At 65.9% G+C, this 15,089-nt stretch carries 8 protein-coding genes, 1 tRNA gene and 1 pseudogene; 7 read left to right on the top strand and 3 right to left on the bottom strand.

Features of this window, described 5'->3' with window-relative positions; translation table 11 throughout:
• Positions 1–16 precede the first annotated feature (16 nt).
• Complete coding sequence (locus tag Pla123a_RS19525; protein WP_146590098.1) at positions 17–1,198, bottom strand: thioredoxin family protein; 1,182 nt, start codon at positions 1,196–1,198, stop codon at positions 17–19.
• Positions 1,199–2,261: 1,063 nt separating this feature from the next.
• On the opposite strand from Pla123a_RS19525, the gene rho reads away from it, so the two are divergent.
• The 7 genes and pseudogenes from rho to Pla123a_RS25355 form a co-directional block, all read left to right on the top strand.
• On the top strand, positions 2,262–3,614 hold the full coding sequence (gene rho / locus Pla123a_RS19520; RefSeq protein WP_146590096.1) for a transcription termination factor Rho: 1,353 nt from the start codon (positions 2,262–2,264) through the stop codon (positions 3,612–3,614).
• Between the two features lie 288 nt (positions 3,615–3,902).
• Positions 3,903–3,985: transfer RNA gene (locus Pla123a_RS19515), tRNA-Ser, on the top strand.
• A 174-nt stretch (positions 3,986–4,159) separates the two neighbouring features.
• A complete protein-coding gene (locus tag Pla123a_RS19510; protein WP_146590094.1) occupies positions 4,160–5,248 on the top strand; it encodes a fatty acid desaturase family protein in 1,089 nt (362 codons plus the stop codon).
• Between the two features lie 136 nt (positions 5,249–5,384).
• Positions 5,385–8,279, top strand: coding sequence for a family 43 glycosylhydrolase (locus tag Pla123a_RS19505; RefSeq protein ID WP_197528123.1), 2,895 nt, complete (start codon positions 5,385–5,387; stop codon positions 8,277–8,279).
• A 398-nt stretch (positions 8,280–8,677) separates the two neighbouring features.
• Positions 8,678–9,394 carry a 3-keto-disaccharide hydrolase gene (locus tag Pla123a_RS19500; protein ID WP_146590092.1) on the top strand — a complete coding sequence of 239 codons (717 nt, stop codon included), beginning with the start codon at positions 8,678–8,680 and terminating at the stop codon, positions 9,392–9,394.
• 65 nt (positions 9,395–9,459) lie between these two features.
• Positions 9,460–11,220 carry an arylsulfatase gene (locus Pla123a_RS19495; RefSeq protein ID WP_146590090.1) on the top strand — a complete coding sequence of 587 codons (1,761 nt, stop codon included), beginning with the start codon at positions 9,460–9,462 and terminating at the stop codon, positions 11,218–11,220.
• 302 nt (positions 11,221–11,522) lie between these two features.
• Positions 11,523–11,747 (top strand): annotated as a pseudogene (locus tag Pla123a_RS25355) (hypothetical protein); the annotation flags it as partial.
• Positions 11,748–11,858: 111 nt separating this feature from the next.
• Here Pla123a_RS25355 and Pla123a_RS19485 read toward each other — a convergent pair.
• Positions 11,859–13,877, bottom strand: a complete 2,019-nt coding sequence (locus Pla123a_RS19485; RefSeq protein ID WP_146590088.1) for a sensor histidine kinase — start codon at positions 13,875–13,877, stop codon at positions 11,859–11,861.
• The gene (locus Pla123a_RS19480) at positions 13,877–15,007 is read right to left on the bottom strand and encodes an extracellular solute-binding protein (protein WP_231956558.1); all 1,131 of its coding nucleotides are present in this window, start codon (positions 15,005–15,007) and stop codon (positions 13,877–13,879) included. Before Pla123a_RS19480 ends, Pla123a_RS19485 begins: the two co-directional genes overlap by 1 nt.
• Positions 15,008–15,089: the final 82 nt, after the last annotated feature.

Raw genomic sequence — 15,089 nt, 5'->3', positions numbered from 1 at the left:
GGTCGCCCTTGGTCGGCTAGCGGACCATGCGGCCGTTGCCGCCCGCCATCGCCTGCCGGACGCCCTCGGCGAAGCCGGCCGCGTTCGACGAGAACTTACGCAGGTTTTCGGCCGACGAGAACATGTAGATCTGACCGCTGTTCGCGGGGTACTGCACGGCAAACTCCCGCTTGCCCGGCACCGACATGTTCTGCTCGACAGCGACCACCGGGTCGGCGCCCGACAGCACCGGGCAGTAGGAGTCCGGGGTCTTCAGGAACTCGTCCCGCTCGCCCTGGCTGGCGAACAGGTAGGTGCGGCCGCGGTGGATGGCGCCCCACGACGGGTTCCCCTTGACCCATTTGAAGTCCCGCTTCATCGACACGGTGCAGTAGCCGTCGAAGCCGAGCGGGGGCGAGCCGGCGGGCAGAGCGGCGACCGCCGGCTGCTCTGCAATCGGGGTGATCGGCGATTGGTTCTGTGGCGGCTGCTGTTGGGCGTACGGGTTCTCGACGCGCATCGGCGGCACGGCGGGCTGAGCCGTAGCGACGGGCTGCTGGGCGACGGGCTGCTGGGCGACGGGCTGCTGGGCAATGGGCGGCTGGCCCGCGGGGGCGATCGGCGCGGTGGCGTAGCGGTTGTCCATCATGGAGCCGGCCGAAGGCGTCGACGGCGGGGCGGCGGCCGCCAGGGGCGCGTTGGCGGGCAGGCCGAGGCCGGCGTAGGCGTTGTTGAGCACCTTCTGTCCGGGCAGCGTCGACGCGACCGGCGCGTTAGCGACCGCCGCGTTGTAGGCCGAGCCGGCCTTCGTCGCGTACGAAGAAGCGACCTGCGTCAGCGTCGAAACGTACTCCATCGGCGACGACGGGCTGACCAACTTTTGGACAACCTTGCCGTCGCTAGTGAGGATGACGTCGGTGGGGATGCGGGTGACGCCGTAGGTGGCCGCGATCTGGCGGCACTCGTCCTCGGTCAGCTTGACCGGAACATAGATCCGCTCGATGCCACCGGCAACCGTCTGCTGGTTGAACACGGTCTTGTCGAGCGCGATGCACGGACCGCAGCTGGTGCTCCAGAAGTGCAGCAGCACGAGCTTGCCGGACTTGGCCGCCTCTTGCTGGGCGGCGGCGAGATCGGTGCGCCAGGCGACTCCCTGGGCAGATACGCTGCTCGCGATGATTAAGATTCCGGCCATCAGCGCGGCGGTTCGAGTTTGCATCCTTGCCTACCTTTTAGGAAACCTGCTGTCAGCGCCCCTGTGGCGCGCGGCGAGTGTAACGGGTCCGTGGATATCATGCAGCATCGGTTGGCAGGACGTGACGATTGCAGTGATTCTGCCAACTCGGAAAAAAAGTTGACGCCCCCGGCGTCGTGGGCCCGATGCGAGTCGCGGTGGGCCGCCTCGGGGGCAGCGGGCCGGCGGCAGGTGGGACGAGATTCCCGCAGCTGCTAGCAAAAGTTCTCTTGACACGGCCCCATCCATGTCCAATACTACGGTCGAGATTGATGTTCCTGCGAATTCGTAAGCAGGGAGTTCTTGAGGGCTTTTGCTCTTACGGTTTGTTTGCAAGACAAACCCTGTTTTCTGCGTCTCACCGATTCTGGTTCGGCTACTTTGCGAACCCCCCACAGAGACGCAGGCCTGGTTGCTCCGTCAGTGGGCTTGCTTTGACGTCCTGCACCTCAGCAGGTCTGTCTCAACCCCAGCGGCCTCGCCAGGAAACATTGATTGTCTGCAGGCTTACGCACCTGCTGGTGGGCCGGCCATGGATAAGGCGCCAGGCGTACCCCGCAGTTGGAGCTGTCGGCGAGCCATCCGCTCTGACCGTGCAGCAACGGGGCCAATGCCCCGTTAGAGAGGCTATTGGGGAAGTCGATTAGTCCTTGCCGGCAACACTCGGCGAGAGCGGCTCCACCAAAACATTAGGAATCCACATCATCCAGGCTGGCGCCTCGCCCCTGGGCCCCGCTCTTACGAGGAGACTGGCTCTCTCACGCGGCGCACGTCCGCTGGTTGAGAGGGCCCTTTCAGGCTAGCTCTTCCGCTTAGCAGATCGACCACGCCCGTTGCGCTGCGCCATCGCGATCCCCTTGGTTTCGCCACGGCAGGCACACCAACGCGGCGCCCGACGCTACCGGGAACGCCAAGCGGCGGGCCTCGGCACACGCAACTCAACTGCCGGAACGCGACCGCCAAAGAGACCCTTACCAGCCCGGCGACAAGCCGGGCGCCCGGACGCAGTGTCCGGGGCAGACTGCTTCCTTTTTTAGTTACTGATTTGATGGCGAAAAACAACAGCGGCGGCCGCAACCGTGGCCGGAACGGGCAACGCTCACAAGGCCAAGGCCAAGGTCAGAGCCGCGGCGGTTACAACAACCGCGGCCGCAATGGCGGCTCCGGCGGGTCTGGCGGCGGACGTGGCAACCGACGCCGTGGCGGCGGCGGGCACAACCAGCAGAACCAGGACCCGCGCCGCGACAACTTCCCCGCCGACGACAACGCGTCCGGCGCCGAACTTACGCCCGGCTCGGGCGTCCTCGAGATGCACCCCAATGGCTACGGTTTCCTCCGCAGCCCGACCACCAACTTCAGCCGTGAGCGCACCGACCCGTTTGTGCCCGGCACCATGATCGAGAAGTACGGACTGCGGGAGGGCCTGCTGCTGTCCGGCATGGTCCAGCACCACCGCCGCGGCCAAGGCCCGCGGCTCAAGGAGCTGCTGGACGTCGACGGCATCGCGCCGGACGACTACGTCAAGGTCAAGGAGTTTGAGGACCTCACTCCCATCACGCCCGAAGAGTGGCTGCGTCTGGAGACCGGTCCCGAGCCGCTCAGCACCCGCGTGATGGACCTGCTCACGCCGCTCGGCAAGGGCCAGCGGGCGCTGATCGTCGCGCCGCCGCGGACCGGCAAGACCGTGCTGATGCAGCAGGTCAGCCGCGCGGTCTCCGAGAACCACCCCGACGTGGCGATGATGGTGCTGCTCATCGACGAGCGGCCCGAAGAAGTCACGGACATGAAACGCAGCGTCCACGGCGAGGTCTTCGCGAGCAGCCTCGACCAGGACGTCGAGAGCCACGTCCGGCTGTCGCAACTGACTATCGAGCGCTGCAAGCGACTCACCGAGATGGGCCGCGACGTCTTCCTCCTAATGGACTCCATCACCCGCCTGGCCCGCGCGTTCAACAAGTGGGTCGGCAACACCGGCCGCACTATGTCGGGCGGCGTCGACATCAAGGCGATGGACATCCCCAAGAAGCTGTTCGCCACGGCCCGGGCGTTCGAAGAAGGGGGCTCGCTGACGATTGTCGGCACCGCCCTGATCGACACCGGCAGCCGCATGGACGAGCTGATCTTCCAGGAGTTCAAGGGGACCGGCAATATGGAGCTGGTGCTCGACCGCAAGCTGGCCGACCGCCGCGTCTGGCCCGCGATCGACATCGAGCAGTCCGGCACCCGCCGCGAAGAGAAGCTGCTGCCGCCGGAGTCGCTGCACGCGGCCACCGCGCTCCGCCGCACGCTCTCCAGCATGCACCACATCGACGCCATGGAGCAGCTGACCTCCAAGCTGGGCAAGTTTAAGTCCAACGGCGAGTTCATCATGCTCATCCAGGGCGCCTCGGCGGTCGATTAAGAAATTAACCGGACCCCCTGGACCGCCCCGCCGGTCCAGGGGCCGAGTTTGTTCCGACAGACTCTTATTGGATCTGGGCTCTTGCACGATCGGGGGTCGCAATCGACAATCCTGGATCGCCAGCCGTGTTTTCTGCCGGACGGGAACTAGACTAGGGTGGCAGCCACGCACCATGCGTGGCGAGGTCTTGGCCCCGCCAAGCCAAGACCGCCAGCAAAACAGAGAGTGGCAGCCACGCCCCGCGCGTGGCGAGGTCTTGGCCCCGCCAAGCCGAGACCGCCAAAAAACGGAGGGTAGGCGAATTGGCTAGCGGCCTGATTGGAATTCAGGTGCCCCGAAAGGGGTTGCGGGTTCGAGTCCCGTGCCCTCCGCTTCTTTTCTTCTCTCGGATTCGCCGCCGGCGGCCGAGTCCCTGGTCGAGCTTTCAGGGGGCAGAATCGCCGTAGGTTCCGCGCCCGCACCGGCTGAGGTGGTAAGATGGGTAGTAGACGGCGGCCGGTCCACGCGGGCCTGGCGCCTAGCCCCGCTTCCCATAATCGCCGCCGATGACCGACGCCGTGCGTGACCACGCTTCCGTTCAAGTACCGCCATCTAACGAGGCGGAGCTGGCCGCGCCGCTGGAACGCTTCCCGCGGACGACGCACATCGCTGCGGTCCGGCGCCTGTCGCGAGTCAACGGGTGGCGGTCGTCACTACTGATCTTAGGGATCTGGGCCCCCCTGGTGGGCGCCATGGCCTGGGCGGCGATGATGCCGCACTGGTGGGTCTTCCTGATTGCCGGCTGCGTCGTGGCGTCGCGCATTGTCGGGATGGGCGTGCTGGTGCACGACGCCTCGCACTACCTGCTGTACAAGAATCGGCTGGTGAACGACCTTGTGTCGGACCTGCTGCTGGCCTTCCCGATCGGGATGACGACCGGCCTGTACCGCAGGACGCACTTCCAGCACCACCGCTTCACCAACACCAAGGACGACATCGACCTTGTCGCGCAGAGCACCGACAGCGAGTGGTTCGAGTGGCCCAAGAACGGCCGAGAGTTCTGCGCGGTAATGGCCCGCAGCCTCGCCGGCCTGAACGTCCACCGCGCGTGGGTGATGTACCAGCACTGGGCTCCGTGGAACCATCTGCGCGAGCCGCTCTCGCCGGCCTTTCCCCTCCACACGCGTGTGCTCTACTTCGTCAATATGGCGGGCGTGTACGCGTTGATCGGGTGGGGGTTCTCTGTGGCGCCGTGGACAACCGGCAAGCTGATCGCTTTGTACCTGGTACCGGGCGTGACGCTGGTTAACTTTTCGCTGCGGTTGCGCGCGACCGCCGAGCACATCGGCGCCGACAGCAGCGAAGAACTGCGGGCGACCCGCACGGTGCTGCCGCGGTGGTGGGAGCGTTGGCTTGTCTCACCGTTTAACGTGAACCACCACCTGGAACACCACCTGTTCCCAAGTGTGCCCGGCCCCAACCTGGGGAAGCTGCACCGGGTGCTAATGCAGGACGACGACTTCCGGAGCCGCGCCCATTTAACGCGGGGCTACCACGGCGTGCTGACCGAACTAATGGCGAGCGAGAACCAGAGTGGCTCGGCGGACGAGCCGCTCGGCTCGCTAACAGCCGCCCCGACGCGCCAACCGCGCTGACGGCGCCGCGCGCACGCCCCCCGTGCGGCTCCAGACCATCGAAGACGATCTGTTGGCGGCTTAGAATGGAACCCCGCCCGCTGCCCAAGCGGGACTCGGCAAGCTCGACGGCTCTTTCCCCCATTCGGAATTTCATATGACTGCCCGCTTCTCTGGCATTGCATTCTGCTGCTTCTGCTGGCTCGCGTTTGGTGGCAACGCCAGGGGCGAACCGGACGCAAAGGCGCCGCCCGCGGTCCTGCCGGGCGTCAACGCCGACCCGCACATCGCGTTCTTCAGCGACCGCTGCTACCTGTACCCGACCACCGACGGCACCGAGGGGTGGCGGTCGACCTCGTTCCAGGTCTGGTCGTCGGCCGACCTGGTCAACTGGCGGAACGACGGCGTCATCCTCGACCTTCCGCGGGACCTCGAGTGGGCGGACATCCACGCCTGGGCGCCGGCCTGCGCGACCAAGGGCGGCAAGTACTATTACTACTACAGCGCGGACAAGAACATCGGCGTCGCGGTGGCGGACACGCCGACCGGCCCGTTCCACGACCCGCTGGGCAAGCCGCTCGTTTCTGCGAGGGACTACCGCGGCATGCAGGCTATCGACCCGATGGTGTATGTCGACGACGACAACCGCGCCTACCTCTACTGGGGGCAGGGACGTTGCAAGGCGGTCGAGCTAAACGACGACATGATTTCGTTCGACCCGGCCAAGGTCCGCGACATCACTCCCCCCGGTTACAACGAGGGCCCGTTTGTCCACAAACGCCAAGGCAAGTACTACCTAAGCTGGTCCGAGTACGACACCCGCGACCCGCGCTACAGCGTCGCTTACGGCACGTCGGAATCGCCACTCGGCCCGTTCGAGAAGGCTAGCCAGAACCCGATCCTGAAGCAGAGCGGCGTGGTCTTCGGCGCAGGGCACCACTCGATTGGCAAGGTCCCGGGGCGCGACGAGTGGGTGATCGCTTACCACCGCTTCCGCATCCCCGACGGCGACGGCTACAACCGCGAGACCTGCCTGTCGCCGCTGCGTCACGCCGACGACGGGACCATCGAGGCGGTTGACGTCTTCGAGCCGGTCCCCGCGACCGAGCTAAAGAGCAGCGAAAAGCCGCGTGGCAAAACCAACAAGTCTGCCCGGCTGCGTATCGACGCGACCCGACCCGGCAAGCCGATCAGCGGGGACCTGTTCGGCGTTTTCTTCGAGGACCTTAACTACGCCGCCGATGGCGGGCTCTACGCGGAGCTTGTGCAGAACCGTTCGTTTGAGTTCTCTGCGTCCGACCACCGCGGCTGGGACTCGCTCACCGGCTGGACCCTCGTCGAGCTTGATGGGGGCGAGGGCGAGGTGGTCGTCGAAAGCAACCAGCCGCTGCATGCGAACAACCCCAGCTACGCGGTGCTAGGGACCCGCAGCGACCAGGGACGGGTCGGGCTGCAAAATGTCGGTTTCGCCGGCATCGCGCTGACCGAGGGGCAGAAGTACGACTTCTCGCTGTTCGCCAGGCAGCTCGCCGATCAGCCAAGCGAGCTGGTCGTGCGTCTGGAGGACCATGCGGGGCAAGCGATCACCGAGGCCCGCTTGCCTGCGCCCGACGCAAGTTGGGGGCGACTCGCCGCCGAGCTGACCGCCAGCCGCACGATCGACAACGCGCGGCTGACGGTTTGCTCGACGGGAGCGGGTCGGGTGGGACTCGACATGATCTCACTGTTCCCGCGGGACACGTTCCAGGGTCGCAAGAACGGCCTCCGCAGGGACCTCGCTCAGGCGATCGCGGACCTCCGGCCCAAGTTCGTGCGGTTCCCGGGCGGGTGCCTGGTTCACGGCGACGGCGTCGACAACATCTACCGCTGGCAGGATTCGGTCGGACCGGTTCACCAGCGCAAGGGGCAACGCAATATCTGGCGGTACCACCAGTCGCTCGGCCTGGGGTACTTCGAGTACTTCCAGTTCTGCGAAGACATCGGCGCCAAGCCGCTGCCGGTGGTCGCGGCGGGCGTGTCGTGTCAGAACTCCGGCGCGTCGGTCACCGGGCGGTGGGGACGCGGGCAGTTGGGCATCGCGTTGGAGGACATGCCGGCGTACACCCAGGAAGTGCTCGACCTGATCGAGTACGCCAACGGCCCGGCCGATTCCCGCTGGGGATCGGTCCGCGCGGCGTCCGGCCACCCCGAGCCCTTAGGGCTCGAGTACCTCGGCGTAGGGAACGAAGACCGCATCTCGCCCGAGTTCGCGGTCCGCTTCCAGATGATCCAGCAGGCGATCGCGGAGCGCTACCCAGAGATCACGGTCGTCGGGACAGTCGGGCCGGCGCCCGACGGGGAAGACTTCGCCAACGGGTGGGAGATCGCTGATCGGCTACGCCTGGCGATGGTTGACGAGCACTACTACCGGTCGCCGCAGTGGTTCCTCGAGAATCTCACCCGCTACGACGGCTACGATCGTTCGCGTTCGGCGGTGTACCTCGGCGAGTACGCGGCCCACGACCAAGGGCGTCGCTCGACGCTCCGTTCGGCCCTTGCCGAGGCGGCCTACCTGACGCACCTCGAGCGCAACGGCGACATCGTGCAATTGTCGTCCTACGCGCCGCTGCTAGGCAAGGTCGGCGCCACCCAGTGGACGCCCGACCTGATCTACTTCACCAACACCGAAGTGCGGCCGACGATCAACTACTACGTGCAGCAGCTCTTCAGCTGCAACAGCGGCGAGGAACTGCTGACTCACGAGCTCGCTGGCGGGGAAGTTCCGGGCCTGCCGGTTTCGGTGGTCCGTAGCGCTGAGTCCGGTGATCTCGTCATCAAACTCGTGAACACCTCCTCGGCGCCGCGAGAACTAGCAATCGAGGTCACGGGGCTGGGCTCCGGAGTTCATACGGCGGCCGTGACCGTGCTCGCCGGACAGCCGGACGATGTCAACCACGACGGCCTCGGCCGCGACCTCGCGCCGGTCCAACACGAGGTCGAGTTCGGGCCCGACTACCACCACACCGCGCCGCCGCACTCGTTGAGCATCGTCCGAATTTCGAACGGCGCCTGACAGCAAGTTGGGCATCGCACCGCGTAGTGGGCTTCGCTACTGGAGTGTTGGGTCTGTCAGCACCACGTGGTCGTGCGCCTTGTGACGGCTCTTGGAGCTGGCGTCGGTGCTGCAACGCTTAATCTAGCTGTTGGTGCCGTTCGTGGGGGCTGTTCATTCGGTCGTATCTAACAAGCGGATTCCTCGACAATACGCCGACCGCCGACCGCCGGACGCCGCCGCTCACTTTCGACATCCCTCCGGGCGGCGCCGACGCGGCCGATTTTGGCTCCACTTCATACTAGGCCCCAGCTCGACACCCGGGCCTGCCCCACCTATGCTAAACCCCCACGGGTCGTTGGCACGGGCTGTCCGTGCGCGTCCCCGGTGAACTCCCACCCCAACCGACTAGGCGTCCCATGCTCCGCACCTCTGCTGTCGCCGGATTGTCCCTCGCTCTGGCCTTCACCTCCGCCGTGCTGGCCGACCATCACCTCGATGGCGAGTCCGAGTCCGGCGCCGTGATTTCCCTGTTCGACGGAACCTCACTCGACGCGTGGAAGGGGTACAAGACTCCCGGGCCGCCCAAGGGCTGGGTTATCGAGGACGGCGTGCTGGTGCACCGCTCCGGCGGGGTCGACTTGGTGACAAAGGAAACCTTCAGCGACTTCGAGCTGGCGTTCGAGTGGAAGATTGCCGCGGGCGGCAACTCCGGCGTGATCTACCGCTGCGACGAGACAGAAGACGCCCCGTACATGACAGGGCCGGAGTTCCAGGTGCTGGACAACGAGTCGTGGGGCATCGACCCCTTCGACCCGCACGCGGCCGGTTCGCTGTACGGACTGTTCAGCGTTTCGGAAAAGGTCGTCAAGCCGGCGGGCGAGTGGAACACGGCGAAGATTGTCGTCCACGACGGGGTGGTCGAGCACTGGGTTAACGGCAAGCAGGTTGTGAAGGCAGAGATCGGCGGCGACAAGTGGAACGAGCTTGTCTCGTCAACCAAGTTCAACGCGTGGAAGCGCTTCGGCAAGCTCTCGGAAGGGCACATCTCTCTGCAGGCCCACAACGGCCAGGACGGCGACGTCGAACCGGTGTGGTTCCGCGACATCACGATCCGCCGGCTGGGCGACAAGTAGCCGGCGACGGCTTCGCCCACCCGTCAGCAACGCCCCAGCAACGCCCCAGCAAATCATCGGTGAGCATGAAGAGCCTAGGTGTCGTCCTGCTCGGAGCAGCGGCTGTCGTATCATGCTGCGGCCGCGTTGGGTGTTCGGCAGAGCCGCGGCGCCCCAACATTATCGTGCTGATCACCGACGACCAGGGCTGGGGCGACCTGTCGTGCCACGGCAATCCGGTGCTCGAAACGCCCCACCTCGACGCGATGGCGTCGCGGGGGGCCACGTTCTCACGGTTCTACGTCTCGCCGGTCTGCTCGCCGACGCGTGCAAGCCTGATGACCGGCAGGTACAACCACCGCACTGGAGTGATCGATACGTTCAAGGGCGGCTCGATGATGCGGCCGGACGAGGTTACCCTCGCCGAGGCCCTCAAGCAGGCGGGCTACTCGACGGCCATCTTTGGCAAGTGGCACCTGGGCGACTGCTACCCTATGCGGGCCCAGGATCAGGGTTTCGACCGCGCGGTCGTTTTCAGGGGCGGCGGTCTCGGCCAACCCTCCGAGCCGCCCGCCAACGAGCGGCGGTACACCAACCCAATCCTCTACTACGACGGCCAAGAGCGGCAGGCCGACGGCTACTGCACCGACGTCTACTTCGATGAAGCGATGCGGTTTATCGAGCAGCAGGCTGAAAACCCAGAGCCGTTCTTCGCGTACATCGCGACCAACACCCCGCACTCGCCGTACCACGACGTCCCCGATGAGCTGTACCAGAAGTACAAAGCGCGGGACCTCAGCCCGGTGTTGCTCGGCAACGAGAAGACCGCCGACACGGTCGCCCGGGTGTACGCGATGGTGGAAAATATCGATCAGAACGTAGGACGCCTAGTCAGCTTTCTCGATAAGCGGGACCTGACCAACGACACCCTGGTGCTCTACCTCTGCGACAATGGCCCGAACACGCCGCGGTATGCCGGCCACCGCCGCGGGATGAAGACCGACGTCCACGACGGCGGCATCGCCAGCCCGCTGTTTGTGAACTGGCCAGGCCGCGTCGCGCCGGGAACCGAGGTCGACGCGTTGTCGGCCCACATCGACCTGATGCCGACGCTGCTAGAAGCCGCCTCGGCCGACAAGCCGGCGGGAGTAGAATTCGACGGGCGCAGCCTGCTGCCGCTGCTCGAAGGAGCGGATGTCGCCTGGCCGGACCGCAAGCTCTTCATCCAGGCCCACCGGGGCCTCGACCCGCTGCGGGGTCACCACATGACGGCGTTCGACAAACGCTGGAAGCTGGTCCGCTCGTCTGGCTTTCAGCGCCACACGCCCGCACCGGGGGTTGGGTACGAGCTGTACGACCTAAGAGCGGACCCGACCGAGAGCAAGAACCTGCTGAAGCAGAGCCCGTCGCACGCCCGCGACCTGCGGGCCGCGTACGACGAGTGGTTCAACGAAGTGTCGAAGGCTTACGCCGGTGACTACACGCCGCCGCGGATCGTGATCGGCGCCGAACAGGAGCCCGAAACGGTGCTCACCTGGCAGGACTGGCAGACCACCGGCGACAACTGGGGTACCCAGGGGTACTGGCTGCTGACCGCGCCCCGGCCCGCTGCGTTCCGCGTCCGGGTGCTGCTTGAGTCGGCGTCGGCGGGCACGGCAGAGCTGACGATCGGCGACGCCACCCACACCCTGCCTGTTGAGAACGCCGAACAAGAAATCCTCTTCCCCTCGGTGGAAATCCCCGCGGGCGACGCGTCGCTGCAATTCCGACTAGTGTCGGACGGACAGGAGGTCGCCCCGTACCAAGTCTACCTGTCGAAGCTTGAAACGGCGTCCACGCCGCAGTAGTAGCACCCTCTCTCGGGCACGCCAGCACTGTCCGCATCGTACTTGCGATGGTTCTTCCCCCGGTCCTGCTGGCGGCCTCTGTCGGCATAGCCGAGAGCGGTCAGTTCACCCCGCTCTGCGATGGCGACAGCCTCCCTGGTTTGGATGGCGACCGCAATCACTGGAGCGTCCGCGACGGCGCGATCGTCGGGGCCACGAGCAAAGATAAAACGGCTCGGCCCAACTCGTAACTGATCTGCCGCGGGGTCAATGTCGACGACTTCGAGTTGCGATTCCGCTACCAGGCCGGCGGCAACAACTCCATGGTTCAGTACGGCCGCGTCGGCCAGGGCGACTGGCGGACGACCGGGCCGATCGAGCTGGTCGGCTCGCTAGCCGACCCCGACGAGTTGTCCGCGGCAATCATGCGGGACGACTGGAGCGAATGCCGCATCATCGCGATCGGCGCCAGCCTGACGCACCTCGTCAACGGCCCTGTCATATCGGTTACTCTGGACCGTGACCCCGTTTCGCCTCGCAGCGGCGTGATCGCCTTCCGGCTTCACAAGGGTAAACCGATGGAGATCCGGCTTCAGGATATTGAGCTCAAGACGCTCGCCCCGTCGGAATCGTGCCGTCGGAATCGCTCCTTCGGTGACTCAGGCGTTGGCGGCCGGCTCGACCACCCAGCCGGGGTCGGGGTCGTCCTGGTGGCTCGCGATTGGGATACGGATGGTGAACTTAGCGCCCTCCCCTTCCCGAGACTCTACGCCGAGCGTCCCCTGGAGCCGCTTCACTACCACGTTGTAGGCCAGCGCCAGCCCTTGTCCGCTCCCCTTACCGACCTCCTTGGTGGTGAAGAAGGGGTCGAACACCCGCTGCTTGAGTTCATCGGGGATGCCAGCGCCGGTGTCGCTCACCTCGACCACGACGTGCCGGCAGACGCTGCGGGTGGTGACCGTGATCTTGCCCAGCGGGTCCCGCTGGCCGCGGGTCTCGCCGATGGCGTCGGCGGCGTTGACCAGCAGGTTGAGAATCACCTGGCTGAGCTCCGAACTCTGCGCGAGCGGCTGGGGCAGCCCGTCCTCCAGGTCCAGACTTACCTCCGCCTGCTCCTTCCAGTGGTTGCGAGAGATCTTCACCGAATTCTGGACCACACTGTTGAGGTCGACCGGTTTGAGCTCGGCGGTCCCGGGGTGCGACATGCACCGCATCGCGTGAACAATCTCGACCACCCGACCGACCGCGTCGGACGCCTCGACTACGGCCTCGGGGATTTCGGTTCGCGCCATCGACCGCGCGCGGTCGTCGAGCATCGCGCGGAGCCGGCGGGCTTCTTCCTCGTTCGGCCCGTCGCTGGCGAGCAGGGTCTCGCAGCTGCCGACTACCTCAAGCATGCCGTCGCAGGCGCGCTTCAGGTACTGGATATTGTTAGTGACGCACTGCAGCGGCGTGTTGATCTCGTGGGCGATGCCGGCCGCCAGCTGCCCCACCGACTCGAGCTTTTGTGAATGGGCAAGCTGCCGCTCGAGCTCCTTCATGTGGGTGACCTCGACAAGCAGGCTCTCGGTCTGCTCCGCTTTGTCCTTGAACACCTGGGCAGCAGCGGCCAGCCTGCCCAGCTCGTCGCGGCGGCCGAGCCCGGGGATGTGCTTGCACTTAATTCCCTTGGCGAGCTTGTCGAGGGTGGTGGTGATCGCATTGAGCGGGGGCGCGACATTGCGCCCGATCAGATACGAGGCCAGCAGCCCCAGAGCGATCGTGATCGCGGAGAACAGGTTGTTCGCCCGGCGGAAGCTGCCGCTCTCGGCCGCCATCCGGGCGGACAGCTCGTCGGCACGGGCCGAACTCCTCAGCCGGGCGTCGTCTGCCAGGCGGAGGAACTCCTGGGCCTCGCCGGCCAGCACCACGTTCACCAGGTGCAGGTAGCCGCGTGTCACCTGCACCATGCGGAGGAACTCGGTTTCGAACACGTCGAGCAGCGAGAGGGCGCGTGCGCCCGGGTCGTCGGCCGTCAGGCCGGCGGACGCTAACGCTCCCAGGACCCGTCGGCAGTCTGCCAGGTCCTGCTTGGCGCCGTGCACGCGGGCCGAGTCGGGGCTGTGCACGAACTGCATCATCTTGATCTGCGCCGAGAGGAACAGCGACTCGGCCCTGCGGACCTCGGCGTCATTGACGCTGTCGCGTGTGGGGTTGGCGAGCGCGCCGCGGATCTGATCGGCGAGGCCGCGCAGCCGGTCGTCCACCAGCGTCCGGCGGTGGGCGCGGTCGGTCACCACCGACTCGTAGATATGTCGGTGGGTGTCGAGCCGACGCCGCATCGACGCCAGCACCGAGGCGCCGATCTCGTCCTCGCCGGCGTTGTTCTCTGCGGCCTCAAGCAGGGTGTACAACTGGTTTTGCAAAGCGACAACGCGCTGCTCGGTGCCCTGGTAGCCACTAAACGCGTAGAGCAGAACGTTCCGCTGCAGCTCGCCAACGGTGTGGTCCAGCTGGTAGAGCGACTCGACCCGGGAACGCAGCCGCTCGTGCGTGATACGGTTTTCCTCCGCCTGCTGGAGGCCGTAGTGCCCCACCACCACGATCGACAGGTGCAGCAGCAGCACAATCGCGAAGCCGATCCCGATCTTTGCCGAAACGCTCATCGCCATGCCGGTGTTTTGCGAGTCGGTGTTCATCAGGAGGTCAGCAGCTCGTACCAACGGATCAGGCTGTACTCGTAGGAATCCATCACGGTGTTCCAGACCGCGACATTGCCAAGGCGTTCGACGTAGGAGCCGCCCGAGCGGACGTCCCCCTTCGGCACGGCGGTGCGTCCGTCCGCACCCGGCAGGGCGCTGCGGGCGGGCAGACCCTCGTACCAGTAGTCCCACTCGTCTGCCGAGAGGTGCTCGCGGGCGCGGTCGGGGATCGAGATGTAGTAGCCCTGCCTGGCCATGTAGGCCCCGGGCCAGCCCTCGAGCCACCAATTGAGGTACTCGTACGCGGCGTCGAGCGCCGCGCCCTCAGTTTTTGAAGACAGGCACAGCACCCCGTGCCACCCGCGGTAGCCCTCCCGCGGGGCGGCGTAACGGACCGGGATCCCCTTGCCGTTCAGCTCCGATACGGCGGGTGAGAACATGCTCTCAATCGCCACGCGGCCCGACTCCATGAATTCAATCGACTGGGGCACGGAGCTCCAGATCCCGCTGAAGTGCCCGTCGTGCTTGAGCTTGATCAAGACCTCGAACAGCGCGTCGATCTCGTCCCGGGTCATATTGCCCAGGTCGGCAAAGTCGACAAGACCCCCCGCCTTGGCGGCCAAAGCCGCATCAAAAATCCCGATCGCCGGCTCGTTGACCAAACCCACCTTGCCGTGGTGCGCCGGGTCGAGCAGCCAGCCCCAGCTCTCGGATTCGTACGGAGTCCCGGCCGCGATCTGAGCCGTGTTGTAGCCAAACGAGTCGACATTGTGGACGTACGGCAGAAAGCTCAGCCTGCCGGTTGGCTGGTCGGCGAGCCCGCCATCGGGTTGGACGTGGAGCAGCGTGTGCGGCGAATCGCCGGCGCCGATGGCCATCCCGGGGCTCAGCCGGCCGGTCTTGCTGAGCGGATTGATCTCGCCCCAGCGGCGGATCCGTTCCTGCTCAATGGGCTGGATCGCGTTGGCCTGGTGGAGGACCTTGATACTGTTGGACCACTGCTCGTAGACGTCGAAGCTTTCCGGCCGGGTCGAGGCTTTCTGCAGCACGCCGGCGCTGCCGTGCGCCTCGAAGGTGACCTTGAACCCGAGGTCGCTCTCTGCCTGCCGGCGGATGTCTTCTTGCATGGTGACATCCGTGCCAAGCACTCGCAGCGTCACCGGACGACCGACGTGAGCAGCGGGCGCGCGACCGCTCAGAGCCAGCGTG

Origin of the sequence: Posidoniimonas polymericola (assembly GCF_007859935.1) — a bacterium.
GTDB lineage: Bacteria > Planctomycetota > Planctomycetia > Pirellulales > Lacipirellulaceae > Posidoniimonas > Posidoniimonas polymericola.
Note: the sequence above shows the minus strand (reverse complement) of the source record. Positions and strands in the feature narration are given on the sequence as shown.